Raw genomic sequence first — 24940 nt, forward strand, 5'->3', positions numbered from 1 at the left:
GGGATCGTGCCTTGCTCGCCGAGGGGAGGCGCCCGTGACCATTTCCGGCGTAGCGCTGCTCGCGATCTGCACCCTCTTAGGGGGCCTGCTGGGGGACCTGCTCGGCGTCGCCCTCGGCGTGAAGGCCAATGTCGGCGGCGTGGGCATCGCCATGATGTTCTTGATCGCGGCCCGGCTCTGGCTGGTGCGGCACGGCATACTCAGCCACGGGCTCAAGACCGGCGTCGAGTTCTGGGGCAGCTTCTACATTCCGATCGTGGTCGCCATGGCCGCGCAGCAGAATGTGGTCGCCGCGGCAAAAGGCGGTCCGATCGTCGTCATTGCGGGGATCGGCGCGGTCGCGGTGTGTTTCGCGATGGTGGCCCTGATCGGCCGGTTCAGCGGTCGTGTCGAGACCATGGACGAGATCGAGGCGCGAGAGGCCGAGGCGCTCGCTGCACCTGTGCCCCACTTCAAGTCCGGGAGGATCGGATGATCATGATGTCTCACATTCTCGCCGCCAATGCGCTGATCACTGCGTTCGCGGTCGTCGGAATCCTGATGTGGATCTCCGGAGCGATCTCGAAATATCTCACCTTCGGGCGCATTCACGCCTCGGCGATTGCGATCATGCTGGGCCTTGCGCTGGCCTTTTGGGGAGGCATCTCCACCGGCGGCGAGAAGGGCGTGGCCGACCTGCCGGCCCTGGCCGGGATCGGCCTGATGGGCGGAGCGATGCTGCGCGATTTCGCCATCGTCGCCACCGCCTTCGAGGTCGATGTCGTCCATGCGCGCAAGGCCGGGGTGATCGGTGCGGTCGCACTCGGACTGGGAACGGTGGTGCCGTTCATTCTCGGCGTGTTCGTCGCCGCGGCGTTTGGCTACACTGACGCGGAATCGTTGACGACGATCGGCGCCGGTGCGGTCACCTACATCGTGGGCCCGGTCACGGGTGCGGCGATCGGCGCATCCTCACCGGTTATTGCGCTCTCGATTGCGACCGGTGTATTCAAGGCAGTGATCGTCATGATCGGCACGCCCTTTGTGGCGAAGATGATCGGCCTGAACAATCCGCGTAGCGCGATGGTGTTTGGCGGCTTGATGGGAACGGTCAGCGGCGTGTCTGGAGGGTTGGCGGCGACGGACCGACGTCTGGTGCCCTACGGTGCGCTGACGGCGACATTCCACACCGGGCTCGGATGCCTGGTCGCGCCCTCGATCCTTTACTTCGCGGTGCGCGCGATCACGGGAGGCTGAATGGCAGAAGTATTGAAGGTCGCGGTCGACGCGGAGGACGATGGCGGGCTGCTCTCCGATCGCATCCGGAATGCGCTTACGGACGAGATTGCCTCAGGTGCGCTCGTCGCCGGTTCGGCCCTGGAAGAGCAGCAGCTTGCCGATCGTTTTGGAGCTTCCCGCACGCCGGTGCGGGAGGCGCTTCGCCAGCTCGTGGTCAGCGGCCTCGTCGAGGTGCGCGGCCGCCGCGGCCTCGTCGTTGCGCGCATGACGCCGGAGCGCATCATGGACATGTTCGAGACCAGCGCCGAGGTGGAAGCCATGTGCGTCAGGCTCGCGACCTACCGCATGACGCCGCTCGAGCGCAGCCATCTGATCGAGCTTCATGACGCCTCGCTCAAGATGGTCGAGGCCAACGATGTCGATGCCTATGACGCGTTCAACCGCGAATTCCACGAATGCATCTACCGCGCAACGCACAACTCATTTCTCGCCGAGCAGGCGCAGGACGTGCGTTCGCGGCTCAGCGCCTTCCGCCGCACCCAATTGCGGCAGGGCGATCGCATTCGCAAGTCCCGCGACGAGCATGACGCCATCATGCAGGCGATCGCGGAAGGTGACGGAGAGACCGCAGCCCGGGCCGAATGCGTGCGCATATGCTGAATGCCGCGTCCGCGCTCAGGCGCTACATCGATGATCGCCTCGGCTGAGTAGCCCGATCGCACGATCGGGCCGATAGCTTGACCGCATCCGGCGGCCGCAGGCATGGACTATTGGTAAGGTCGCATCCCCATTCTGCCTGATCGAGGCGCGCCGCGCTCGCATCGCGCCGAGCTGGCTTGAGCGCGGCGTCAAATATTTCTACATCCACTCAGATCCGTTCCTGCGTGCCGGTTTGGCAGGTATCAGGAAGCTGTTAGGCCAATAGTCCGAAGCAAAACATACGCAATGAACCGTACTCCTGCGGCTTGGGCCAGCGCCTGGCTTGATACGCGGGTCCTTGTCCCTAGGCATAGGGACAGACACAGCCCTGCGATCCGCTTAGGGTCGCTCGCCTGGTTGCTCGTAACCCCGGGACAGGGCTCGAACATCGGACGATCTCCTCCGGGTCCTTGATGCTGCCCCGCGGGTCCGATGCAACTGGCCGAAGCACCGGGGCGGACAGGGAGGAGCTACATGACTATCGGTTTTACGCGAGTTTGTCTTGTTGTGGCCTGCGTACTTTATGGATACGCGGCGCATGCGGAAATTAAAGTCGGAATTGTGATTTCGGCCACCGGCCCGGGATCTGCGTTGGGGCAACCCCAGCTCAAGACTGTCGCAGCTCTGCCAAAAGAGATCGGCGGAGAGAAGGTGACCTACATCATCCTGGACGACGAGTCTGATTCCACCAAAGGGATCCAGAACGCGCGCCGGCTCGTGATCCAGGACAAGGTCGACGTGCTGGTCGGGTCTTCTCTGACGCCGGTGACCATGCCGATGCTCGACGTCGCGCTGGAGTCGAAGACGCCGCTGCTATCGCTTGCGGCCGCCACCGCCATCGTTCAGCCGCTGGACGACAAACGGGCCTGGGCCTTCAAGGTCGTCCCCAACGATGACCTGATGGCGAGCGCCATTCTGAAATACATCGCGAAATCCGGCGCGAAGGCGCTTGGATTTATCGGTGTTTCGGATGGGTATGGCGAAGGTTACTATAAGGAGGTGAGCCGCCTTGCGCCGACCTTGGGTCTGACGGTGACCACACATGAAGTCTACGCGCGTGCGGATACCAGCGTCACCGGCCAGGCGTTGAAGGTGATGTCGACGAATCCTGACGCCGTCTTCATTGCTTCTGCTGGTACCCCGGCGGTCCTGCCGCAACAGGCGCTCCGTGAGCGCGGATACACCGGAAAGATCTTTCAGACGCATGGCGTGGCCAGCGAGGAGTTCATCAAGCTCGGAGGCGCGACCGTCGAAGGCGCTATTTTCGCCGGTGAGGCCTTTACCATTGCGGCCGATCTTCCGGCAGGAGATCCGTTCCGTCACGCCACGGAGCAGTTCGTGACCGCCTATGAGGCGGTGAACGGTCAGAAGCCCAATATGTTCGCGGCTCACCTCTGGGATGTCGTCGCGCTGATCGGGAAAGCTGCTCCGAACGCGCTGAAGACGACGAAGCCGGGCACGCCCGAGTTTCGTGCAGCTCTGCGGGACGAACTCGAGCGCGGGGAGAACGTCTATCTCAACAACGGGCTATCGAACATGAGCAAGACCGACCACAACGGCTATGATGAACGCTCAGCCTTTTTGATCAAGGTCGAGGGTGGGAAGTTCCGCTTGGCGAAATAGCAGCGCGCCATCCTCGGGAAGACACGATGTTGAAGCCGAGCTTCTCGTCGGTGATCTCGACTCCTCGGCCTGAAGGACAAGGCTTCATGCCGTCAGCGAGCCACGAGAGGAACATAGTGTTCGAGTTCGGGATCGGGGAAATGGATCGTCCGGCCAAGCTCCGCGGAGCGATAGAGCCCCATAAGCATTTCCATGACGCCGACCCCGTCATCGAAGGTTTCTGCCGGACTCATGCCTCGCCTGAATGCCTCCACCATATGGCGGTTCTCGTCGGTGTAGCCGTAGATGCCGGCTTCGTCCTCGACCACCGGCATCAGACCTTGCTCGGAATTCTGCTTCTCGACGAGATCCTCGCCCTCTGATCCGCTGATCGCGCGGGAGAGGAAGACCTTGAGGCCAGTCGAGAGCGAGGAGAACTCCATCGAATATTCGGGACCAAGCAATTCAAGCTGGATGCGCAAGCCGGCACCGACATATGCCCATGAGGTTGTCGCCTCGATCATCAATTGATGCCCGTCGGTATCTTCCATCGTAAGTATCCCGCGCGCAAAATCTTCGACCGGACGTTTGGTGAAATCGACACCCATTCGCCTCTTGAGGTCGGCAGCGTAGTGGGGGCGCGTCCATTTGAGATTGGCCGTCGTGGCGCTGGCGCTGACCAGCCGTAAGGAGTCGCGCTTTGCGCCGGGCGCGGTCAGCATGAAGCGTGCGACCTCGACTGAATGGCACATCATGTCGGAGAGCACGCCCCCTCCTTGCTTGTCGCCTTGCCAGAACCATGGCTCGTGCGGTCCTGAATGCTCCTCGGCGGCACGCGCGAGATAGGGGCGTCCACTTCCGGGTACGGCTCGGCGCCAGATGATGTCCTTGCCGCGCATCACCGCGGTCGAGAAAAGCTGGTTCTCCAGATAACCGTGAAGCAGGCCTGCATCTTCGACGAGCCTGCGCATTTCCCGTGCTTCGGCAAGCGTGCGGGCGAGCGGCTTTTCGCAAGCAATGGCGCGCAGGGGAGCCCCGGCCTTGGTCACGCGGTGGATCTCGCGCATGATGTCGAGACGGCTGTCGTTCGGCGTCAGCAGCCAAAGCGCATCGACCTCGCCGGACATTGCCATCGCCTCGATGCTGTCAAACACATGCGCCGGCCCAAGGCCAAGATTGCGCGCCTTGTCGGCAATGCGCGTCCGCCGTTCGGCGGAACGGCTGTAGACGCCGCCGACGCTGACGTTGCGCACGCCGAGCATGGACTGCAGATGGAACGCGGCAATGAAGCCGCTGCCGACAAGGCCGATGCGCAGCATTGGAAGTTCCGTGAGCTTCTGCATGTCAGAGACCTCCTTCAATGAAAATGTGGTGGTTCAGACCGACGTGGACGTTCTGCGTTGCCTGCCCGGGATCGCGGCCAGCAGTGCCTGCGTGTAGGGATGCTCCGGCCGTTCCAGCAGATCTACCGTCGGCCTGATCTCGACGATTTCTCCGAGGCGCATCACTGCGATCCTATCGCAGACCTGGGCCGCGACGTTGAGATCGTGGGTGATGAACAGCACTGCCAGCCGCAGCCGCGCCTTCAATGTCTCGAGCAAGGTGAGCACCTGCGCCTGGACAGAGACGTCGAGCGCTGACACCGGTTCGTCGGCCACCAGCACCTCCGGGTCGAGCGCCAGCGCGCGCGCAATTCCGATCCGCTGGCGTTGCCCTCCGGAGAATTCATGCGGAAAGCGTCGCGCGGCGCTCGGGTCGAGACCCACGAGCGCCAGCAGTTCCTCGGCACGCGCGAAGGCCTGCGCCGGCGGGACGCCGTGCGCGATCGGCCCGTCGGCGATAATTCGCCCGACGCGGCGGCGTGGATTGAGCGAGGCGAAGGGATCCTGGAACACCATTTGGACATGCTTGCGGGCGGCCCGCAGGCGGGCACCGCGAGCCTTGGAGAAATCGAGTTCGCCGATACGGACCACGCCCGCATCGGCGTCGGTGAGACGCATCACCAGCCGACCGATCGTGCTCTTGCCCGAGCCGGACTCTCCGACGAGGCCGAGCGTCTCGCCGCGCCGGATTTCGAAGGTCACATTCTTTACGGCTGCGACCTCGGTCTGCGAGCTGAACCAGTCGCTGCCACGATAGATCTTCGCAAGTCCGGTCGCGGCGCAGGCGATCGGTTCGTCCTGGACCCGGGCCCGGACCGGCGGGGTCCCGCCGGGCACCGCGGCGAGCAGCCGGCGCGTATAGGGATGCTGCGGGCGTTCGAGCACGTCCTCCACGGATCCCTGTTCGACGACGCGACCCTTCTCCATGACCGCGACGCGGTCCGCGATGTCGGCGACGACGCCGAAATCATGGGTGATGAACAGCACCGCCATGCCGCGCCGCTGCTGAATGTCCCGGATCAATCGAAGGATCTGTGCCTGTGTCGTGACGTCGAGTGCCGTGGTTGGTTCGTCCGCGACCAGGATCGATGGTTCGAGCGCAAGGGCCATTGCGATCATGGCACGCTGACGCTGGCCACCCGACAACTGATGCGGGTAGCTATGGATGATCCGCTCGAGGTCGCGCATGCCTACCTCTTCGAGGAGGGCGCGCAAGTGGGTTTGCCGCTCAGTTGGCGTGAATTGTCCGTGCGCCTCGAACGCTTCCATGATCTGGTCGCCGATCCTGATCACAGGATTGAGCGCTGTCATCGGTTCCTGGAAGATCATCGCAATGCGTCGCCCGCGCAACGTCCGCCATTCTGCTGCGGGGAGGTTCAGCAAATCGCGTCCCTCAAAGTGTATGGCCCCTGCAACCGGGCGAATAGCCCTGGGCAGCAGGCCCATTACGGCAGAGGCGCAGACCGATTTACCGGAGCCGGATTCACCGACGACGCAGAGGATTTGCCGCGGATACAGGGCAAGCGAAACGTCCTCGACGGCAGAGGCGCGATCTCCGCCGGCGGGCAGCGCCAGCGTCAGCCGCTCGATCGACAGGATCGCCTCCGTTGTCTCGCTCATGCTGCCCGATCCGACATCACGTCTTTCTCATCCTGGTCACGCCGCCAGTGCAATGCCGTCCTTGCGATGGTCCGACGCGCCGAGAATGACGCCCCTGGAAAGATCGACGTGCACGGCCTGACAGCCTCCGAGCGGTTCGTCCGCCCTGATCACGCGGTGACCGCGCGCAATCAATTCGTCGGCGACGGAGCCGGGAATCGTGGGTTCGAGGCTCAGCGTACCATCAAACGCAAAGCTGCGCGGCGCATCCGAGGACTGCTGAATGTCGAGCCCACGGTCGAGCACGCCGCTCAGGATCTGCACATGTCCCGCCGCCTGGTATTGTCCACCCATCACGCCAAAGGCCATGATCGGCTTGCCATGCTTCGCCAGCAGACCCGGAATGATGGTGTGAAAGGGACGTTTTCGCGGCGCAATCGCATTGGGATGTCCTTCGAGAAGGGAGAATCCCGAACCCCTGTTCTGTAATAGCACGCCAGCGCGCGGAGCGTAGATGCCGCTGCCGAACGCGAAGAAAAGCGAATTGATGAAAGATACCATGTTGCCGTCGCGGTCGGCGACCGCAACGTAAGCCGTGTCACGATGAACAGGCATGTCAAAATCTGCTGATGCGCCGGCACGCTTCCGGTCGATGGAGGAGCGCAATGCCGCGACTGACGACTCCGAGAGCAGCGAGTCGACATCGAGCGGACGGAATTCCGGATCGGCTACCAGCGCGTCGCGCTGCCGGTAGGCCGCCTTGGTTGCCTCGGCAAGGAGGTGAATGCGATCCGCCTCGCCGAGCGCCGGATTGGCCATGTCGAAGCCGGCAAGGATGCGGGCGATCAGCAGCGCCGCGACGCCCTGTCCGTTAGGCGGACATTGCAGGATTTGATGATCGCGGTAGTCGGCGCTGATCGGCTCGACGTACTCCGATCGGGCACTTGCGAGATCTTCAAGCTGCATCATTCCGCCCAGCGCCTTCAATGTCGCGACGATTTCTTCGGCGACGGCACCTTCGTAAAACGCGGCGCGCCCCTCGCGTGCGATCCGGCGCAGCGTCGCGCCGAGTGCGGGATGATTGAGCTTGCTACCGACGGCGGGCGCAGCGCCACCGGGCAGATAGACCGGTACGCCAGTCCGATGTCGTTCGATGCGATCGGCGTAGCGTGCCCAATCCAGCGCGGCGCGGGGCGTCACCACAAAGCCGGTCTCGGCCGCGCGGATCGCCGGCGCCAGAACCTCGTCCAGGCCTTTTGAACCATAGTCGCCAGAGAGGCGGCACCAGGCATCGACCGCACCCGGAACTGTGACTGCATGGGGTGAATCGTCCGGGATCGACGCCAGCCCGCGTTGCCGAAACCAGCCGAGTTCGGCCTTCGCCGGCGCTCGGCCCGAGCCGTTGACAGCGACGGGCTTGCCGGAGGCGGGAGCATAGATCGCAAAACAGTCGCCGCCGATGCCGGTCATATGCGGATCAATGACACCCTGGAGGGCGATCGCGGCAATGGCGGCATCGACCGCATTGCCGCCACTGCGCAGGATCTCGACCGCAGCGAGCGTGACGGCCGGATGAGAGGTCGCGGCCATGCCCCGGTCGCCCACCGCCAGTGAGCGCCCCGGCACCATGAAATCGCGCTGTCCCCAGCTCATGCCCTTCTCCGATTGTTGTTGTGGGGCCGCGTGGCGAGGGCTCCGGCAGCCGGTTCATCGCAAAGGATATCGACGTTGCCGTGCAGGCGGAGTGCCGAGGCAGGACAAGCTGCTGTGATCGGACCCTCGATCGCGGCTGCGAGTGCGGCTGCTTTCTCCGGCCCCTTGGCGATCAGGAGGATGCTCCGAGCCTCCAGGATTGTTGCTATGCCCATTGTGATCGCACGTTCGGGAACCGACGCCGGATCGGGAAAATTAATGGCATTCGCGATGCGGGTTGCTTCATCGAGTCTGACCTCGTGGGTACGTGAAGCGAAATCCGAACCTGGCTCATTGAAGCCGATATGGCCGTTGGCGCCGATGCCGAGGAGCAGGAGGTCGATGCCCCCGGCAGCCGCAATCTGCGCCTCATAGCGCGCGGCCTCGGCGGCGACGTCGTCGGCCGTGCCATCGGGGATCTTTGCCCGACCGGCTTCCATATCCACATGCCCGAACAAATGCTGCTGCATGTAGGCATGGAAGCTTCCGGCCGATTGGGGGGCGACGCCCACATATTCATCGAGGTTGAAACTCGACACCGTTCGGAATGAGATGAGGCCGGCGCGGGTCGCGGCGACAAGGCGGGCATAGAGCGGCGCCATTGTCGCTCCGGTCGCAAGACCGAGGGTAACCGGCCGTCGATCGTGCAGCCGCGCGATGACAAGCGCGGCTGCTCGTTCCGCGACGGCGGCGGCATTGCCGACAATCTCGATTCTCGGCGCCTGCTCTCTCATGCCGCGACATCTGCTGCCGTGAAAGGAAGAGCCAGTGGGCCCGCATCCTTGCCGATGCCAAACAGCGAGCGATGCACGAGGTCGATCGCGCTGCCGATCGCGCCGATCAGCGTGGCGCGATTGCCGAGCGCGCTGAGCTCGATACGAACAGGCTCGCGCATGCAGCGTCCCAGATGTTCATCGATCCGGACCTTCAACTCGGGCCGCGCGCCGATACTGCCGCCCATGATGATGATTTCCGAATCGAGGATGCTGTGCACCGCCAGGATCGCGGTCGTGAGGATCCGGCTGACTTCGTCGATCGTCACTCGTGCCGCCTCCTCGACCGCGAGCCGATCGAAGACATCGCGCACGGTACTGCCGGGCGCGCCGCCGAGCCCGATGTAGCGTTCGACAATGCCGGCGCTGCCGATCGCGGTTTCCAGGGTGCCGAACCGAAGGCCACGCGCATCGTAGGGATCGCCCCCAAGCGGCAGGTAGGCAATCTCGCCGGCCGCCCCGCGTGCACCACGCACGAGATAACCGTCCGAAAAGATGCCCATGCCAATGCCGGTGCCGACTGCGATGAAGGCGAAACTGCGCGCCTTGCGGCTGTTGCCGCGCCAATGCTCCCCGATTGCGGCGAGATTGACGTCATTTTCGATGGCGACGTCGATTCCGAGCCGTTCGCGCAGCGCGGCCCTCACGTCCAGGCTATCCAGTCCGGGGATATTGGGCGCGATGGCGATGCTGCCCGACGCGGGGTCGACCATCCCCGGACTTCCCATCACGCCGCCGCGCAAGCGTTGCGCCGATACGGACGCACGCTGAAGCAGGGCATCCTTCATGCGATCGATCTGTGCGACCACGGCAGCGCCGCCGTCGCAGGATGTCGGTTCGATGCTCTCGGCGACGATCTCACCGTGCAGATCGGCAAGTGCGACGTGCAGTTTTGTGCCGCCAAGGTCGATACCCAACACGAAGGCGGCGTCCGGCCGGAGCGCATAGGTGACGGCGCTTCTCCCCACGCTGCCCTGGATTTGACCGTCCTCATGGACCCAGCCGTCGCGCTCGAGATCACGCATCACTTCGGAGATGGTCTGCTTGGACAGGCCCGTGCTGCGGGCGATTTCGGCGCGCGATACCGAGCGATCACGCAGCAGGCGCTCAACCACAAGGCGCACGGATTGCTGTCGCGCAACGGGCGATGAGGGGGCGTCTGGCATGGGCCTCAATCCAATTAGTCAATATGCCGAACTAATACCTCGCCTGATCTGCCGTCAAGGGGCGTGGTGTAAGGATTTTTCGCCTCCAAGAGCGATGTGTTGTAATTTAGTTCCATATCCTAGGGTGATTTGTTCGAGATGTTTACAAATAGGTTCAGTCGTGCTTGTCTTGACCTTCAACAGCAGAGCCTTGGAAGCTTTGGGATAGGCGTGCGACGAAAGGAATTCCGTATGAAGCGGACGGGCACGGCGTTGGCGGCAATTCTGATGATCGCATCGGGCCTTGTTTCGGCGAGTGCCGCGACATTGCGGGTTGGCATCCAGGACGATCCCGATGCGCTCGACCCGGCACTCAGCGGCACATACTCCGGCCGCTTCGTGTTTGCGGCGCTGTGCGACAAGCTTGTCGATATCTCCCCCGACCTCAAGATCGTGCCGCAGCTGGCGGAGGCTTGGGAGTGGTCCGCGGACGGCAAGTCGATCACGTTTACGCTGCGCAAGAATGTCACGTTCCACGATGGCACCGCGTTCGATGCAGCGGCAGTCAAGTTCAATATCGAGCGCATGAAGTCGATGCCGGATTCCAAGCGCAAGGCGGAGCTGGCGCCGGTCGCGAGCGTCGAAGCGCTTGCCGCGGACAAGGTGAAGTTCAACCTGTCGGAGCCGTTCGTGCCGCTGCTTGCTAATCTCAGCGATCGTGCCGGCATGATGGTCTCGCCCAAGGCCGCCACGGAGAAAGCCGGGGAATTTGCAGCCGCGCCGGTCTGTGCCGGTCCGTATCAATTTGCCGAGCGCAAGTCGCGCGACCTCATTCGGGTCAAGAAATATCCCGGCTACTGGGACGCTGCACGGGTCGGCTATGACGAGGTCGTCTACTACTACGTTCCCGACTCGACCGTGCGGTTGTCGCGTGTCCGGGCGGGCGATCTCGATCTCGCGGAGCGTATCGCGCCGACCGATCTCAAGACCGTGCGCGACGATCCCAACCTCGCCCTGCATTCCGGCCAGGGACTTGCCGTCTCGCATCTGATGTTCAATGTCGGCGCGGGCGCGAAGGCCGATACGCCACTCGGCAAGAACTCGACGCTGCGTCAGGCCTTTGAGCTGGCGATCGATCGCAATGTCATCAACCGCGTCGCCTTCAACGGCGAGTTCCTGGCGGATAACCAGATGATCCCGCCGTCATCTCCGTTCTACGATAGCGCGCGCAAGGCGCCGGCTCGCGATGTTGCCAAGGCCAAGGCAATGATTGCCGCCGCCGGAATGACTCGCGTGCCGGTCGAGATCCAGTACGAGAATACGGCCGGCGATTCCCGGGTCGCACAGATCATACAGTCGATGGCGGGCGAGGCCGGTTTCGACGTCAAGCTGCTGCCCATGGAAACGACCACGGCCATCGAGCGCTACATGAACGGCAATTTCGAAGCCTATATCGGCAACTGGAGCGGCCGCGCTGACCCGGACCCGACACTGGTCGCCTTTTTCAGTTGCGCGGGCTCCCAGAACGTCAACAAGTACTGCAACAAGGATCTCGATGCGATCCTGAACCAGGCCCGGGGCGAGGCTGACGAAGCCAAGCGCAAGGCACTCTACGCCAAAGCGACGGACATTTACCTGACGGCGCTCTCGTCGATTCCGCTCCATCACCCGAACTGGTTCTTTGCGGCCCGCAAATCGGTCGGCGGCATCGTCATGGTGCCGGACGGTCTGTTGCGTCTGGTCGGTGTCAGGCCCGTGAATTGATGCGCAACGCCTCGCGCCCGCCGATGCGCTCGCCCTGGTGAGGACCAGTCTGGCCCGATGAAGAGTTTGCTTCTGCGCCGGCTTGCCGTCCTGCTGCCGACCCTGTTGTTGGTGTCGATGATGGTGTTCGGTCTGCAGAAACTGCTGCCCGGCGATCCTGCGCTGGCGCTCGCCGGAGAAGAGCGTAATCCCGAAGTCGTTGAGTATCTTCGGCAGAAGTATCGCTTCAATGATCCGATCCCGGTGCAATACGCCGTCTGGCTGAAAGCCCTGGTGCACGGTGACTTCGGCACGTCGGTACGCACCCGATTGCCGATCGGCACCATGCTGGCGGAAAAATTGCCGGTGACCGCTGAGCTCGCGATGCTGTCGATGCTGGTCGCGCTGCTCGTCGGGTTGCCGATCGGGATCTTCGCGGCGCTGGGGCGCGGGACGCCCTTCGACTACGGCGCCAGTCTGTTCGGGCTTGCCGGACTGTCGATCCCGCATTTCTGGCTGGGGATCATGCTGATCCTTCTGTTCTCGGTGAATCTCGGCTGGCTTCCGGCCGGAGGTTTCGTTCCGCCGTCCGAGAGCGTGGGAGGCAACCTGCTTTCGATGCTGATGCCCGCTTTGGTGCTCGGCACGGGCACCGCTGCGATCATGATGCGCCATGTCCGCGGCGCGATGATCGAGGCGATGAAGCAGGACTACGTGCGCACCGCCCGCGCGAAGGGCGTCCGCGAAAGCACCATCGTGCTGCGTCATGCGCTGCCGAACGCGCTGATTCCCGTGGTCACGCTGGGCACACTGCAATTTGGCGAACTGCTGGCCGGCGCGGTGTTGACGGAGCAGGTCTTTTCCATCCCGGGGTTCGGCAAGATGGTCGTCGACGGCGTGTTCAGCCGCGATTATGCCGTGGTTCAGGCGGTCGTGCTCTGCACAGCAGCCGTATTCCTCCTGATGAGCCTGATTGCCGACGTGGCGTATGTGCTGCTCAATCCGAGGCTCAGGTCATGAGCTCGATTGAGACGGTGCCGGTCGCAAGTCAGGCACGCGCCGCCGCTCCTTCGGAAATTCGTCGCCTGTTGCGCGAACCATCCGCCGTCATCGGGGCCACGATCATCCTGTTCTTCGTCGTGCTGGCGGTGTTTGCCTCGTGGATTGCGCCGTACGATCCAAACTCGCCGGACTGGATGGCGATTCGCGCGGCACCCGGTGCGGCACATTGGTTCGGCACCGACGATCTCGGTCGGGACGTGCTGTCGCGCGTGATCTTCGGCACGCAAGCCTCGCTTGCCGCCGGCATCGTCTCCGTGACGGTCGCGGTGCTGATCGGCCTTCCGTTTGGTCTCATGGCCGGCTATTTCGGCGGCCTCACCGACATGGTGATCTCGCGCTTCGCCGATGCGCTGCTCGCTTGCCCCTTTCTGGTGCTGGCGATTGCGCTCGCCGCGTTCCTGGGCCCCAGCCTGCAAAATGCGATGATTGCCATCGGCATTTCCGCGGTACCGGTTTTCGTTCGTGTTGCGCGTGCCGAGACGCTGGTTGTTTGCACCGAGGATTACATCGCCGCGGCCCGGTCCCAGGGCCTCGGCCATCTCGCCATCCTGACCGGACAGGTGCTGCCGAACGTGCTTGCGCCGACGATTGTGCAGGCGACGCTGACCATGGCGATCGCAGTTCTCGCCGAGGCGAGCCTGGCCTTTCTGGGGCTTGGCCAGCTTCCTCCGGCCCCCTCATGGGGCGCCATGCTTGACGTTGCCAGGCAATTTCTCGGCGAGGCGCCATGGATGGCCTTCTGGCCCGGGCTCGCGATCATTGCGCTCGTCATCGGCTTCAACCTGATGGGTGACGGCCTGAATGATGCCCTCAATCCCAGGCACTAGATGGAAGACGAGCCTGTTCCGCTGAAGACTCCGCGGCGTGGCCTAGGGCTGTTTGATTTCAGGCGGCAGAGCAAAGCCTGTCTTGTCCGAGCGCTGCAGCGCGCAGATCCGATGACACAGGTCGATGACGTGCCCGTCGTAGACTAGCGTGTATTGGCGCGAGCATTTGGCGCGCCATTGATCTGTATCAAGCCCGCCGTGGGATAGGGGCCGCTAGGCTTCCAGCAGGAGCGCTGCCCGGACACAGGCCTTGAACACTCTTCGCCAGCATCGGTCTATCGACGGAGTCATCCAGCTCGTGATCCGGCTCGGATTGCTGGCGCTGCTGATCCTGTGGACTTTCCTCATCATCCGCCCCTTCGTGCCAATCCTGGCCTGGAGTGCGGTGCTCGCGGTGGCGTTCTATCCAGTCTTCGGCTGGCTTGCCAAGCGCCTCGGGGGCCGCCCGCGCACCGCCGCGTCCATTCTCACGCTGGTTACGCTGGGCATCGTCATTGGTCCTGCGGCCTGGCTCGGCATGAGCGCAGTCGACGGGATCAAGGATCTCGCGGGCCAGATCAGCAGCGGCGATCTCACGCTTACGGAGGCGCCCGAACAGATCAAGAGCTGGCCGCTGATCGGCACCCAGCTCTACGATCTCTGGACCCAGGCCAACAGCAATATTCGCGCGGCGCTGAGCGAGGTGATGCCGTATCTGAAACCGCTTGCCGGGATGATGCTGTCGCTCGCCGGTGATGCCGGTGTCGGCACGCTCCAGTTCCTGCTGTCGGTATTCGTCGCCGGCTTCCTCTTTCCCTACGGTCCGCAGCTCGTCGACGCGGTGCGCGGCTTCCTGTTCCGGGTCGTACCGGAGCAGAGCGAGCATTTTCTGGAGCTCGCCGGCGCGACCATCCGCGCGGTGTCGCAGGGCATCATCGGTGTCGCAATCGTGCAGTCGCTACTGGCCGGAATCGGCTTCAAGCTCGCAGGCGCCCCGAGTGCCGGCCTGCTGGCATTCCTCGTCCTGTTGCTGTCGATCGTGCAGATCGGCCCCTTTCTCGTTCTCTTCCCCGTGGTCGTCTGGATCTGGATGGACAAGGACGTGACCACGGCGGTGCTCCTGACCGTCTTCCTCGGCGCCGTCGGCATCCTCGACAACATCCTGAAACCCATCGTCATGGGGCGCGGCCTGACCACGCCGACGATCGTGATCCTGATCGGGGTGATCGGCGGAACGCTCGCGCACGGAATCATCGGCCTCTTCATCGGGCCGATCATCCTGTCGGTCGCCTGGGAACTCTCGGCGGCTTGGATCCGGAACGACCGCGCCGCTGCGCCGAAAAGGCCGGAAGAGACCTGAATCTTCGCGCGCATCACCTTTGACCTAAGTCAATCCTCTCGACTCCCGGTGCGCCTTGATTGGGCGTAGGCAGATCTGACCTCAGGCATGTCGATGGCCCATCAAACGTCGCAGCGGGATTGCACATTCGGGCAAACGTCGCCGGCGATGACGGCCGTCGACTGATCGCCATGGATGCGATCCTTGCCATCGATGCGAAGGCAGGAGGCGTGAACTTCCAGCTCTTCTCCGTGCGAGGCGAGGGGAGGCTGGAACGGCAAATCAAGGGACGGCTTGACGGGCTCGGCCGCCATCCGCGCCTCAGAGCGAGCAGAGCGAACGGCGATCCGTTGGCGCACCGCACCTATCAGAACGACGACGTCGATGACATCCTGGCGGCATGCGCGGTTGTCGATAGCTGGCTGCGGGACGAATTGGGAATCCAGCCGTTGGCCGTGGGACATCGCGTCGCTCAGGGAGGACCGGATGACGCCCGGCCGGCCCTGATCGATGACGCCGTGATGGCGCGTCTGGAACGGCTGATTGCACTCGCGCCGCTGCTTCAACCGTATAATCTTGCGCCAATCCGTATCATGCAGGCCAATCATCCGGCGCTACCGCAAGTCGCCTGCTTCGATACTGCGTTCCATCTTGGCAAGGTCGTGGAGAACGGCAGCTATCCTATTGCGCATCAACTCTGCGCAGGTGACGCAAGGCGATACGGGGCTCACGGTCTTTGCTACGAGTCGATCGCACGAACTCTGGCGCTTGAGGCCCCCGAGATTGCCGCGCGCCGCGTGATCGTTGCGTGCCTCGACGACACCAGCTCGATGTGCGCGCTGAAGGAAGGCTGCAGCGTCGAAAGCACGAATGGATTCTATGCTTTTGGCGCATCGCCGTCGGACTATTCCGCAGGTGAAATCGATCCCGGCGACGCATTTCTGTTCACCAATCCGGGTGACGACGGTGCGGCGGCTCGTTTTCTGCGAGCAGAACAGGCCGTCGAGCACCTCGCCTACTGCGCCGGCCTCAACGCCGGCCTGCTCGCGGCCGCGCAGGAGGGGCTTGACGCCTTTGTTTTCACCGGCGCGATCGGCCAAGGCTCGACCGCGATCCGCGCGCGCATCGCCGAAAGGCTGAGCTGGCTCGGTGCCATACTGGGTGCGAAGGCCAACGCCCATAACGCACGGCTGATCTCGCGCCGCGATAGTCGTATCCCTCTCTACGTGCTCCCGTCCGACGATGAATTGACCATCGCGCGGCACACGTTGGCGCTCTTGTTGAACGGGCCGTCGCCACGTTGAGGCAGCTTCCCGGAAAGCTGAAAAGGATTGGCGGCGCTCGATGCTTCTTCAATTCCTCGTCGGTACGCTGGTCAGCGTGATCAATATCGGAATCCATGCGCTGGTGACCATCGTCGCCGTCGGGATCGCCCGCGGCGCGGGCTTGCGGCAAACCAGGAGACCAAGAGCGCACCTGATGGGTGTCATGGTCGCGACAGCCGTGGTGTTGCAGGTCGCGCATACGCTGGAGGTTCTGGTGTGGGCTCTGATGTATGAAGTCGTTCAGGCCGCCGCACCGGGCAGTGATGCGCTCTATTTCGCCTTCGTCAACTACACCACGCTTGGCTACGGCGATATCACGCCGGTGCGCGAATGGCGCCTCATCGGCCCGTTGACGGCTATGAATGGTGTCCTGCTTTTCGGCTGGTCGGCCGCCATCCTGTTCGAGGTCTTGCGCAAGACTCTCGAGCACCTCGGTGTAACCCAGGCGCCTGGCCTTAAATGATCCTGATACCGATGGAGGCTTCGGTCGGAGCCGAACTCACCCCATGAAAAGGATCATGGCCGTGAACGCCACCGGCAGCGTCCCGAACAAAACGACTGCGATCCGAATGCGGTCTCGTTCCACATCGGAAGAGGCTAGCATCGGACGGTACCGGTGTGATGTGCAGTTTGTGCCATTCGCCGGTGTCGGCCCGCTCAAGGCTGCAGGTCGAGGCTTGCAAGCTGGTGCCGATCCAGCAGCACGATCTGACGCTGGGTGTTGCCGACGAAGCCGAGGGCGCCGAGCTCATGGAGCCGTGACAGCGCGCGGGATACCGTCTCCAGCGTCAGGCCGAGGTAATCGGCGATATCGCGCCGCGACATCGGCAGCGCCATGACGCCGGACGCCGTCAACCGCCCGTCCATCTCGAGCAGGAACGCCGCGACCCGCTCCAGCGAGGTCTTGCGTCCCAGCAGCAGCATGTGGTCCTCCGCATGCTGGAGGTTGTTCGTGGTCATGCTGAGGAGGTTTCTGGCGACCATCGCATCGCTTTCGGCCACCATTTCGAGGCTTTGCCGTCTGACCAGGCGCACCGTTGTGTCGACGATCGCTTCCGTGGTGAAGCGGTGCTCGTTGCCGTTCTCCAGGCCAAAAATGTCGCCGGCGAGGTGAAAGGCGCCAATCTGCCTGCGGCCGTCCGACAGCAGCTTGTAGCTTCGCACCGCACCGGACGTCACCTGATAGACATATTCGGCGGGCTCTCTCTCCCCGTAGATTTCGCTGCCTTTTTTATAGGTAAATTGGCTTAAACTGACGAGCGCATTTGAATCGCTGGTCATGCCGAGGTCACGAAGGGAGTTGGGACGCGGCGTCGAATCCGCTGTAATGCGAACGAACATAGGCCAACTCCTCAGCTCATCGCCGAATTGGTCTGTCAGACGAAAAGTCTCGCCGCTGGGAATGCGCCGCGCCGTCCCACTCCCGTCGAAGTTGATTTACGACTAAGGCGGCATTCTCATCCATTGTCCCAAGGTTCATTGTACCAAGGGACAGCGTGGACGCCTGTTGGGAGGTTGTTGCGCGGATTGAGAAGCTGTCGGAATTCAGCAAGAGGTGATGCGTGCCCGGCCTTGTTCACGTGGTGGACGACGACGATTCCTTCCGGACGGCGATCGCGCGCCGGTTGAAGCTCGCTGGCTACGACGTTGCGACCTACGCATCGGCGCAGGATTTACTGGATGCGGCGCCTGATGACGCGCAGCCGGGATGCATCCTGCTCGACGTGTGGATACCGGGGCTGAGCGGCCCCGACTTGCAGACCCGCTTGGTCGCGTCGGGCTCGACGCTGCCAATCATATTCCTGACCGGACACGCCGACACGCCAACCACGGTGCAGGCCATCAAGGCCGGCGCGGAGGATTTCCTGACCAAGCCGGTATCCTCCGAGCAGTTGATCGCTGCGATTGAGCGCGCGCTGGTGCGCCAGCACACCGCGCAGGCGCATCGCGGAAGGCTCGAGACCTTCCGCATTCACCTCGCCGCATTGACGCATCGCGAGCGTCAGGTGTTCGATCTCATCGTCCGCGGCAGGATCAACAAGCAGATCGCGCATGAGCTTGGAACCACCGAGCGCACCGTGAAGGCGCACCGTCACCAGGTGATGGAGAAGATGCAGGTTCGTTCGCTGGCGGAGCTCGTTTCGATCGCGGAGCGGCTTGGAATGCTCGATACGAGCGACGATTAGCTGATTTGTCGTCACGGCACAGTTCCCGCGGTGTGACTTCCCCAAGAGACAATATGAAATTCGTTGGTGTGGTGCTGCCATGTAGGGCGGCGAATGCGGCGGTTTGCCCGACACGCAATTAGACCAGGCGAATATGGCGCCGGCGCCGCCGTGATCAGTCATTCGTCTCGAAGGGGCACTTCCTTGCCAGAGCGTGACTCTGTTTTTGTCGTCGATGACGATCCCTCCATCCGGACCAGCGTGAACAGGCTGCTCCGCGAGCATGGCTTTGCCGCGACGCTCTTCGACTCTGCTGGAGCCTTGCTCCATCACGGCAGCTTCGACAAGGCGATTTGCATCGTTCTCGATATCGACCTGAACGGAAGGTCCGGCATCGACCTGCGCCGGCAACTGGCCGAGGAGGGTGTCACAGCACCGGTGATCTACATCACCGGAAATGACAGCTCGGCGAACCGCGCCGCCGCGGTCGCGTCCGGATGCATTGCCTATCTGGTCAAGCCGTTCACGGCGGAGTCCCTGATCGAGTCGGTGGCGCGTGCGTCGGCTGCGTAACGCAGCACGGCCGCTCATTCGTCGACATATTGCTCCAACGTCCTGGCCGGTGCGCCCTTGTGGACGGACGCGAACTGCGCCAGCGGCACCGAGGTCGTCAATGCCAGCAGGTTTGAATCGACGACCTCGAGGACAAGTGTCTTCCCTGACATCATCTCCTTGATGATCGCGGGAGGCGCGACGTCGGCCGCAATGCAGGCGTTGGTCAGGCACCAGCTGTAGGGGATGCGGAGGGGGCTGCCCTGGTCGACGGTCAGCTTCGCCGGCTGTTGCAGGTACATGCCGACGGGCACGAAGAGCTGCAGCCTTGCCGAAGGAGTGCCCTCGCGCTCGATGAGGTCCACGCGCACGGCCGTCTGGCCGGTTGGAAACTTGCCGGTGATTGACGTCCGGCACAGCGTCGGCGCACCGCCTGCCTTGAAGCAGAGCTTCTGCCAGTCTCCGTAGACGATGTCCTTTGCCTCGCGCTGGCCGCGCGTCGCGACCTCGGCGGGTTTATCGGCCTGCGCGGATTTCGGCGCGGCGATGCCGGCACATGTCGCGCTTCCGGCGACCGCGACGACCAGCAGGCCAGAGAGACAATTGCGGGGACTTGGCATGATGTGCCTCCGAACCTGAACTCTATTTCTGCGCGTCGAGGAACTTCGCCACCAGCGGCGACCACAGCGGGATCGCGTCCGGAGAGCCGATGAAGAAATGGCCCTCGTTGCCGAAGGGCGGCATCAGATGATATTCGGCGCGGCCGCCAGCCGCCGTGAATGCTGCATGCATGCGCTTCGACAGGGCCGGGCCGAAGAACGTATCGTTTTCGATATAGAACCACAGCATCGGCACCCGCGAGGTCCGGCCAAAATCCGCGGTCGCTTCGACCAGTCTGTCCGGCGCGCAGTTGTTGTTGGGCTTGCCGTCGACGCGTCCGCCGCGACCTGCCGCAAAGGTGATGATCGCCTTGACCTGCGGCGGGTTCACGCTCGAGAGCGCAATGGAAGCCCAGCCGCCGGCGGACTGTCCGATGACGACGACGTCCTCTGGCAGAACGCGTTTCTCGGCGATCATGTAGTCGATGATCCAGAGATCGGCCAGCGCCAACGCACGTCCGGCGTCACGGAAGTTCGGGTTGGTGCATTTGCCGACCTTGGCGAAGAACGGCCCGTAGAGACCGTGCTCGGGAATGTCGATGGCGGCTGCGCCATATCCGGTGCCGACCGGCGCCACGACGAAATAGCCGCGTTTGGCGAACCACTTCGCTGCATCGCGGAATTCCACCAGCGGAAAGAAGCCGCGATCGACCGGCTTGAGCGACACGCCGTGGTTCATGATCGCGAGCGGGAAGGGGCCGTCGCCGACGGGCCGCACCACATAGGCGAACATCGGAAGCGGCAGCGGCAGCGCCCAGATCTCCTCCTGGATGCGGACATTGTCCTCGGCGCGCACCGGCAGGACGAAGGCGGCGAGGGTAAGTAGAGCCATCACGAACGGTCGGATGATTGCGGCCAATTGCCTGCGCATCGTCGCCTCCGTCAGCCGGTGTAGGTGAGGGCCACGATAATCGGGCCGAGTACGGTCAGGACGACATTGCCGACGGCGTAGGGCACAGCGACGCCGAGCACCGGCGTCTGGCTCTCGGCGACGTCGCAGGCTCCGGTCACCGCAGCATCGACGGTCATGGCGCCCGCCAGCGCACCGCAGGTGATGACCGGATTCATGTGCACCACATAGCGCGCAAACAGCGTCGCGACGACTAGCGGCACCAGCGTGACGACCAGGCCCATTCCGACCAGCAACACCCCGTGGGCCTGGATCGCAGTCCAGGCCGCGGCTCCGTTGCCGAGACCGATGGCGGCGATGAAGCCGCCGAGCCCGAGATCGCTCAGCGTCTGCTGCGCGGCGGGCGGCAAAGCGCCGATAGTCGGCCGGCGCGACCGCAGCCAGCCGCAGACGAGGCCCGCGATCAGCGCGCCGCCGCCGCCGCCCAGGGTCAGCGGAATACCGCCGACCTTGAAGCTGATGAGGCCTGCGAGCAGGCCCGCCGCGATACCGGTTGCGAGAAAAGCGATGTCGGCGCGGTCGCCGGAGCGCAAGATCTGTCCGACTTTCGTGGCGGCGCGCTCGATGTTGCGGGTGCTGCCGACGAGCGTCATGACGTCGCCCACATAGACGCGGGTATCCGGGCCCAGGGGGACCTCGCGGCTCATCCGGGTCAGCGTGCGGAGATAGACGCCGCGTGCGTCGTTGCCGACGCGTTCGGCGATCTCCTTGATCGACCGGCCATGGAGATCGCGGCTGTCGACGAGGACGTTGATCACGTTGCCCGGAATAGCCTTCAGAATCTCGTCGGCATCGATCTCCTTGCCGATGACCGGCTTTGCAGCGACGAGGGACGCCGTTCGCCCGGCAATGACGATGTCGTCGCCCGATTCGAGAATGGTGTCGAGGCGCGGCTCAACGTCGGCTCCATCCCGCACGATTCGCTCGACGACAGTGCGGCTGCCGATTTCCTCTTCGATATCCTTGACCGTGCGTCCCGCGGCGGTCGAGACCCGATAGGCGCGCGCTTGGAACTTCCGATAATGGAGATTTTCGTTCTGTGGCGGATTGCCGCCGGAAAGCTCCGCCTCCAGCTTCGCCGCCTCCTCCTTCAAATCGACCCCCATCAGCTTCGGCGCGACAAACGGCACGTACAGGAGTGTGAGGATGTAGCCGAGGACGTAAGTGACGGCGTAGCCGGCGGCGATGTTCGCCTCCTGCTGCTTAAAGGCGTCGTTGGGCAGGCCGAGTTGCGCCAGCGCGCCAGAGGCGGTGCCGATGATGGAGGATTGTGTCAGCCCACCGGCGGCAAGTCCCGAGGCCGTGCCCGGATCGAGCTTGAACGTGAAGGCGAATATCAGGACGAGGATCAGACCCGTGCCGCCGAGCACGAGCGCCATGACGACCTGCGCCAGAGTGCGGATGCTGAGGGACGCGAAGAACTCTGGGCCGGACCGGTAGCCGATCGTGAACACGAACAGACTGAACAGAATCACGCGCAGCAGCGAGGGGAACGTAAAGGTCCCGAGCTGGCCGATGAGCACGGCGACGACCAGGATGCAGGCCGTCGTTCCGATCGAGAAGCCGCGAACCTTGACGCGACCAAGCACCGTACCAATCGCAATGGCGAGCAACAGGAAGATCTCCGGAGCCGTGGAGATGATCCACCTAACGGTGCCCATGGCGCATGCCCTCCAGCAATTTCCGCCGAATCTGGTTCATGGAACCAGGCGACGCTTGATCCAGATCAATCCTCCCCCAAGGCAAGCTGTCGCCTATGGACCCATGCAGGAGTTGGGAGAGCCGATGTTTCGGACATGAGCACGATGGATATCGCCGCTGCTTCGTCGATACGCCGCGACGAGACGGTGCAAATTGCGTTGTTGCTCGCCTTCGCCGGCGGCTATCTCGATGCCTACACCTGGATCATCCACGGCGTGATGGCCAACGCGCAGACGGCCAATCTGGTTCTGCTTTGGGTCTATGGTTCGATCGGCATCTGGCCGGAAGCGCTGCATTTTGTCCCACCGATCCTCGCTTTTGCGGTCGGTATCGTGGTCGCAGCGTGGCTTCGCCGCGCGACCGGAGACCGTGCCAGCCCCATCAGCACGTTGATCGAAATCCTGCTGCTGATTGCCATCGGCATCTTGCACAATCGCCTGCCGGACCTCGCCGGCACGCTGGGCATCTCGTTCGTCGCCGCCATGCAGACCGCGGTCTTCACCAGGGTCGAAGGTGTGGCCTACAGCTCGGTGATGATCACCGGAAACATGCGGCAGGCAATTGAAGGCGTATTCGCCGCGGTATCCGGAGGCGGTTCGTTTCGGCGCTCTGGTATTTTTGCCGCACTATGCGGCACTTTCGGCCTCGGGGCCGCCGTCGGTGCCTTCGCGACCAAGCAGATTCCAAATCTGGCGCTTGGTGTCCCCGTGATCGCTCTCCTGACCGTGCTCCTGGGCTGTGAAGCCCGCCGCGCCGAGGCCCGCATATGAACGCGTTCGGGCGGATATCGCGGTTCTTTCCGCCGGCGACCTGGCTCGCGGACTATCGCAGCGCCTGGCTGCGTCCGGATGCCATCGCCGGCATCACGCTCGCGGCCTACGCCATTCCGGTGTCGCTCGCCTACGCGACGCTGGCCGGATTGCCGCCGCAGATCGGCATCTATGGCTATATGCTTGGCGGGATCGGCTACGCGCTGCTCGGGTCGTCGCGCCAGCTTGCGGTCGGTCCGACCTCTGCGATCTCGCTGATGATTGCGGCCACGGTCGGGGCGCTGGCCGGCGGAGACGCGGCGAAATATGGCGAGATCGCGAGCCTTGCCGCCTGCGCGGTGGCGCTGTTGTGCCTGATCTCCTGGCTGTTCAAGCTCAGCGTTCTCGTTCGCCTGGTCAGCGACAGCATATTGGTCGGTTTCAAGGCCGGCGCCGGGCTCACCATCATCATGAGCCAGTTGCCGAGCTTGTTCGGCGTCGCCGGAGGCGGTCACAATTTCTTCGATCGCGCCATCAAGCTCAGTGGTCAGCTCGGCGACACGAAGCCGCTCGTTCTGGCGATCGGGGCGATCGCGCTGCTGCTCCTGCTGCTCGGAGAACGGCGTCTGCCGGGAAAGCCGGTCGGACTCACGATCATGGCGCTGTCGATCGTGTTTGCGACGCTGCTTGGCCTTGCGTCCCTCGGGGTGCCGGTCACCGGGACGATCCCCGAAGGGTTGCCGGCGATTGGAATACCCAGGTTTGGTCTGCTCGAGCCCGACGAACTTTTCCCGTTGGCCGCGGGATGCGTTCTGCTGGCCTATATAGAGGGTGTCTCTGCGGCTCGCAGCTTTGCCGCCAAGCACGGCTATGCTCTGGATGTCCGGCAGGAGTTTTTGGGGCTGGGGGCGGCGAACCTGGTCGCCGCCTTCGGCCACGGCTATCCCGTCGCCGGCGGCCTGTCGCAATCCGCCGTCAACGACAATGCGGGCGCGCGCACGCCGTTGGCGCTGGTGATCTGCTCGGCGACGCTCGCACTGTGCCTGCTGTTCTTCACGGGGCTGCTGACGAATCTGCCCAAGGCGGTGCTGGCGGCCATCGTCTTTGCCGCGGTCTACAGGCTGGTCGACGTCCGTGCGCTGCTGCGGATGTGGCATGTCAGCCGGATCGATTTCTATGCTGCGGCGATTGCCCTGGTGTCCGTCCTGCTCCTGGGAATCCTGCAAGGCGTCCTGCTGGCGGCCATCGCGTCGATCGTGCTGCTGCTGGCGCGCGCCTCACGTCCGAATGTGGCGTTCCTCGGCCGGCTCCCGGGTAGCGGCCGCTATTCCGACAATGCGCGGCATGAGGGTGTCGAGCCGCTCGTCGGCGTCATCGCGTTCCGGCCCGAAGCCTCGCTGCTCTACATCAATGCCGAAACGATCAGGGAGGCAGTTTTGGACGCCTTGCTCAGATCGGTCGATATCAAGCTGGTAATCTGCGACCTCTCCGCATCGCCCTACATCGATCTGGCCGGCGCGGGCATGTTACGCGACCTTTACGACGAGCTCGCCTCCCGGCATATCGCCTTCTGCATCGTCGGTGCGCATGCGCAGCTGCGCGATCTGTTGCGGGCGGAGGGGCTGGCGGAGAAGACCGACAGCGGCGACTGGCTGCGGTCGCTGGACAGCGTTCTTGGCGATGCTCAGCCCAACGATGCCCGAGGAACGGTCTGATCTCTCAGCTGCCCTCCAATCGGTCAGCGATGGCCTATTGCGTTGCAAAGAGGCGTCGCCGGCCATGCTCCCGGCCCCGGCATATCGCGCGACCGTTGACTTGG

General features: G+C 63.6%; 22 protein-coding genes and 1 pseudogene. 14 read left to right on the top strand and 9 right to left on the bottom strand.

Features of this window, described 5'->3' with window-relative positions; genetic code table 11:
* Positions 1 to 34 precede the first annotated feature (34 nt).
* From madL to ACVJ5M_RS14095, 4 genes and pseudogenes are all read left to right on the top strand, one after another.
* Positions 35 to 475 carry a malonate transporter subunit MadL gene (gene madL / locus ACVJ5M_RS14080; RefSeq protein ID WP_028149209.1) on the top strand — a complete coding sequence of 147 codons (441 nt, stop codon included), beginning with the start codon at positions 35 to 37 and terminating at the stop codon, positions 473 to 475.
* Positions 472 to 1236: a malonate transporter subunit MadM gene (madM, locus tag ACVJ5M_RS14085; RefSeq protein ID WP_063981840.1), complete on the top strand. Its 765-nt coding sequence runs from the start codon at positions 472 to 474 to the stop codon at positions 1234 to 1236. Before madL ends, madM begins: the two co-directional genes overlap by 4 nt.
* Positions 1237 to 1925, top strand: a pseudogene (locus tag ACVJ5M_RS14090) (GntR family transcriptional regulator).
* A 466-nt stretch (positions 1926 to 2391) separates the two neighbouring features.
* Positions 2392 to 3540: an ABC transporter substrate-binding protein gene (locus tag ACVJ5M_RS14095; RefSeq protein WP_283017298.1), complete on the top strand. Its 1149-nt coding sequence runs from the start codon at positions 2392 to 2394 to the stop codon at positions 3538 to 3540.
* Between the two features lie 92 nt (positions 3541 to 3632).
* On the opposite strand, the gene ACVJ5M_RS14100 is transcribed toward ACVJ5M_RS14095, so the two are convergent.
* The 5 genes from ACVJ5M_RS14100 to ACVJ5M_RS14120 are packed head-to-tail and all read right to left on the bottom strand — an operon-like array spanning position 3633 to position 10080.
* On the bottom strand, positions 3633 to 4862 hold the full coding sequence (locus ACVJ5M_RS14100) for a Gfo/Idh/MocA family protein (RefSeq protein ID WP_028149204.1): 1230 nt from the start codon (positions 4860 to 4862) through the stop codon (positions 3633 to 3635).
* A gap of 33 nt (positions 4863 to 4895) precedes the next feature.
* Complete coding sequence (locus ACVJ5M_RS14105; protein ID WP_231142813.1) at positions 4896 to 6521, bottom strand: dipeptide ABC transporter ATP-binding protein; 1626 nt, start codon at positions 6519 to 6521, stop codon at positions 4896 to 4898.
* Positions 6522 to 6557: 36 nt separating this feature from the next.
* Positions 6558 to 8153 carry a gamma-glutamyltransferase gene (gene ggt, locus ACVJ5M_RS14110; protein ID WP_283017297.1) on the bottom strand — a complete coding sequence of 532 codons (1596 nt, stop codon included), beginning with the start codon at positions 8151 to 8153 and terminating at the stop codon, positions 6558 to 6560.
* A complete protein-coding gene (nagB, locus tag ACVJ5M_RS14115; RefSeq protein ID WP_354100180.1) occupies positions 8150 to 8926 on the bottom strand; it encodes a glucosamine-6-phosphate deaminase in 777 nt (258 codons plus the stop codon). Before nagB ends, ggt begins: the two co-directional genes overlap by 4 nt.
* On the bottom strand, positions 8923 to 10080 hold the full coding sequence (locus ACVJ5M_RS14120; protein ID WP_231142808.1) for an ROK family protein: 1158 nt from the start codon (positions 10078 to 10080) through the stop codon (positions 8923 to 8925). Before ACVJ5M_RS14120 ends, nagB begins: the two co-directional genes overlap by 4 nt.
* A 282-nt stretch (positions 10081 to 10362) precedes the next feature.
* On the opposite strand from ACVJ5M_RS14120, the gene ACVJ5M_RS14125 reads away from it, so the two are divergent.
* From ACVJ5M_RS14125 to ACVJ5M_RS14150, 6 genes are all read left to right on the top strand, one after another.
* Complete coding sequence (locus ACVJ5M_RS14125; RefSeq protein ID WP_283017296.1) at positions 10363 to 11874, top strand: ABC transporter substrate-binding protein; 1512 nt, start codon at positions 10363 to 10365, stop codon at positions 11872 to 11874.
* Between the two features lie 57 nt (positions 11875 to 11931).
* A complete protein-coding gene (locus tag ACVJ5M_RS14130; RefSeq protein ID WP_028149199.1) occupies positions 11932 to 12873 on the top strand; it encodes an ABC transporter permease in 942 nt (313 codons plus the stop codon).
* Positions 12870 to 13742, top strand: coding sequence for an ABC transporter permease (locus ACVJ5M_RS14135; RefSeq protein WP_028149198.1), 873 nt, complete (start codon positions 12870 to 12872; stop codon positions 13740 to 13742). The genes ACVJ5M_RS14130 and ACVJ5M_RS14135 overlap by 4 nt, the downstream gene beginning before the upstream one ends.
* 250 nt (positions 13743 to 13992) lie before the next feature.
* Positions 13993 to 15081, top strand: coding sequence for an AI-2E family transporter (locus tag ACVJ5M_RS14140; RefSeq protein WP_283017295.1), 1089 nt, complete (start codon positions 13993 to 13995; stop codon positions 15079 to 15081).
* 170 nt (positions 15082 to 15251) lie between these two features.
* Complete coding sequence (locus ACVJ5M_RS14145; protein WP_354100179.1) at positions 15252 to 16364, top strand: acetate kinase; 1113 nt, start codon at positions 15252 to 15254, stop codon at positions 16362 to 16364.
* Positions 16365 to 16404: 40 nt separating this feature from the next.
* Positions 16405 to 16848: a potassium channel family protein gene (locus ACVJ5M_RS14150; protein ID WP_063981851.1), complete on the top strand. Its 444-nt coding sequence runs from the start codon at positions 16405 to 16407 to the stop codon at positions 16846 to 16848.
* Positions 16849 to 17042: 194 nt separating this feature from the next.
* On the opposite strand, the gene ACVJ5M_RS14155 is transcribed toward ACVJ5M_RS14150, so the two are convergent.
* Positions 17043 to 17726 carry a helix-turn-helix domain-containing protein gene (locus ACVJ5M_RS14155; RefSeq protein WP_166100662.1) on the bottom strand — a complete coding sequence of 228 codons (684 nt, stop codon included), beginning with the start codon at positions 17724 to 17726 and terminating at the stop codon, positions 17043 to 17045.
* A 221-nt stretch (positions 17727 to 17947) separates the two neighbouring features.
* Here ACVJ5M_RS14155 and ACVJ5M_RS14160 point away from each other — a divergent pair, with 221 nt between their 5' ends.
* On the top strand, positions 17948 to 18571 hold the full coding sequence (locus tag ACVJ5M_RS14160; RefSeq protein WP_135216474.1) for a response regulator transcription factor: 624 nt from the start codon (positions 17948 to 17950) through the stop codon (positions 18569 to 18571).
* A 150-nt stretch (positions 18572 to 18721) separates the two neighbouring features.
* On the top strand, positions 18722 to 19123 hold the full coding sequence (locus tag ACVJ5M_RS14165) for a response regulator transcription factor (RefSeq protein WP_283017294.1): 402 nt from the start codon (positions 18722 to 18724) through the stop codon (positions 19121 to 19123).
* A 14-nt stretch (positions 19124 to 19137) separates the two neighbouring features.
* Here the strand turns inward: ACVJ5M_RS14165 and ACVJ5M_RS14170 are convergent, their stop codons facing one another.
* Genes ACVJ5M_RS14170 through ACVJ5M_RS14180 form a run of 3 tightly spaced genes read right to left on the bottom strand, consistent with a single transcriptional unit; the run spans position 19138 to position 22332 of the window.
* Positions 19138 to 19722, bottom strand: coding sequence for an invasion associated locus B family protein (locus ACVJ5M_RS14170; RefSeq protein WP_231142801.1), 585 nt, complete (start codon positions 19720 to 19722; stop codon positions 19138 to 19140).
* Between the two features lie 22 nt (positions 19723 to 19744).
* Positions 19745 to 20632, bottom strand: coding sequence for an alpha/beta hydrolase family protein (locus ACVJ5M_RS14175; protein ID WP_428841237.1), 888 nt, complete (start codon positions 20630 to 20632; stop codon positions 19745 to 19747).
* An 11-nt stretch (positions 20633 to 20643) separates the two neighbouring features.
* Positions 20644 to 22332, bottom strand: a complete 1689-nt coding sequence (locus ACVJ5M_RS14180) for an aspartate:alanine exchanger family transporter (RefSeq protein WP_354100178.1) — start codon at positions 22330 to 22332, stop codon at positions 20644 to 20646.
* 135 nt (positions 22333 to 22467) lie between these two features.
* On the opposite strand from ACVJ5M_RS14180, the gene ACVJ5M_RS14185 reads away from it, so the two are divergent.
* Together ACVJ5M_RS14185 and ACVJ5M_RS14190 are read left to right on the top strand one after the other, a co-directional pair.
* Positions 22468 to 23142 (top strand): YoaK family protein, encoded by a 675-nt coding sequence (locus ACVJ5M_RS14185; RefSeq protein WP_231142798.1) that lies wholly within the window; start codon positions 22468 to 22470, stop codon positions 23140 to 23142.
* Complete coding sequence (locus ACVJ5M_RS14190; RefSeq protein ID WP_231142797.1) at positions 23139 to 24836, top strand: SulP family inorganic anion transporter; 1698 nt, start codon at positions 23139 to 23141, stop codon at positions 24834 to 24836. Before ACVJ5M_RS14185 ends, ACVJ5M_RS14190 begins: the two co-directional genes overlap by 4 nt.
* Positions 24837 to 24940 lie beyond the last annotated feature (104 nt).

The sequence above is a fragment of the Bradyrhizobium sp. S3.7.6 genome (assembly GCF_054061875.1).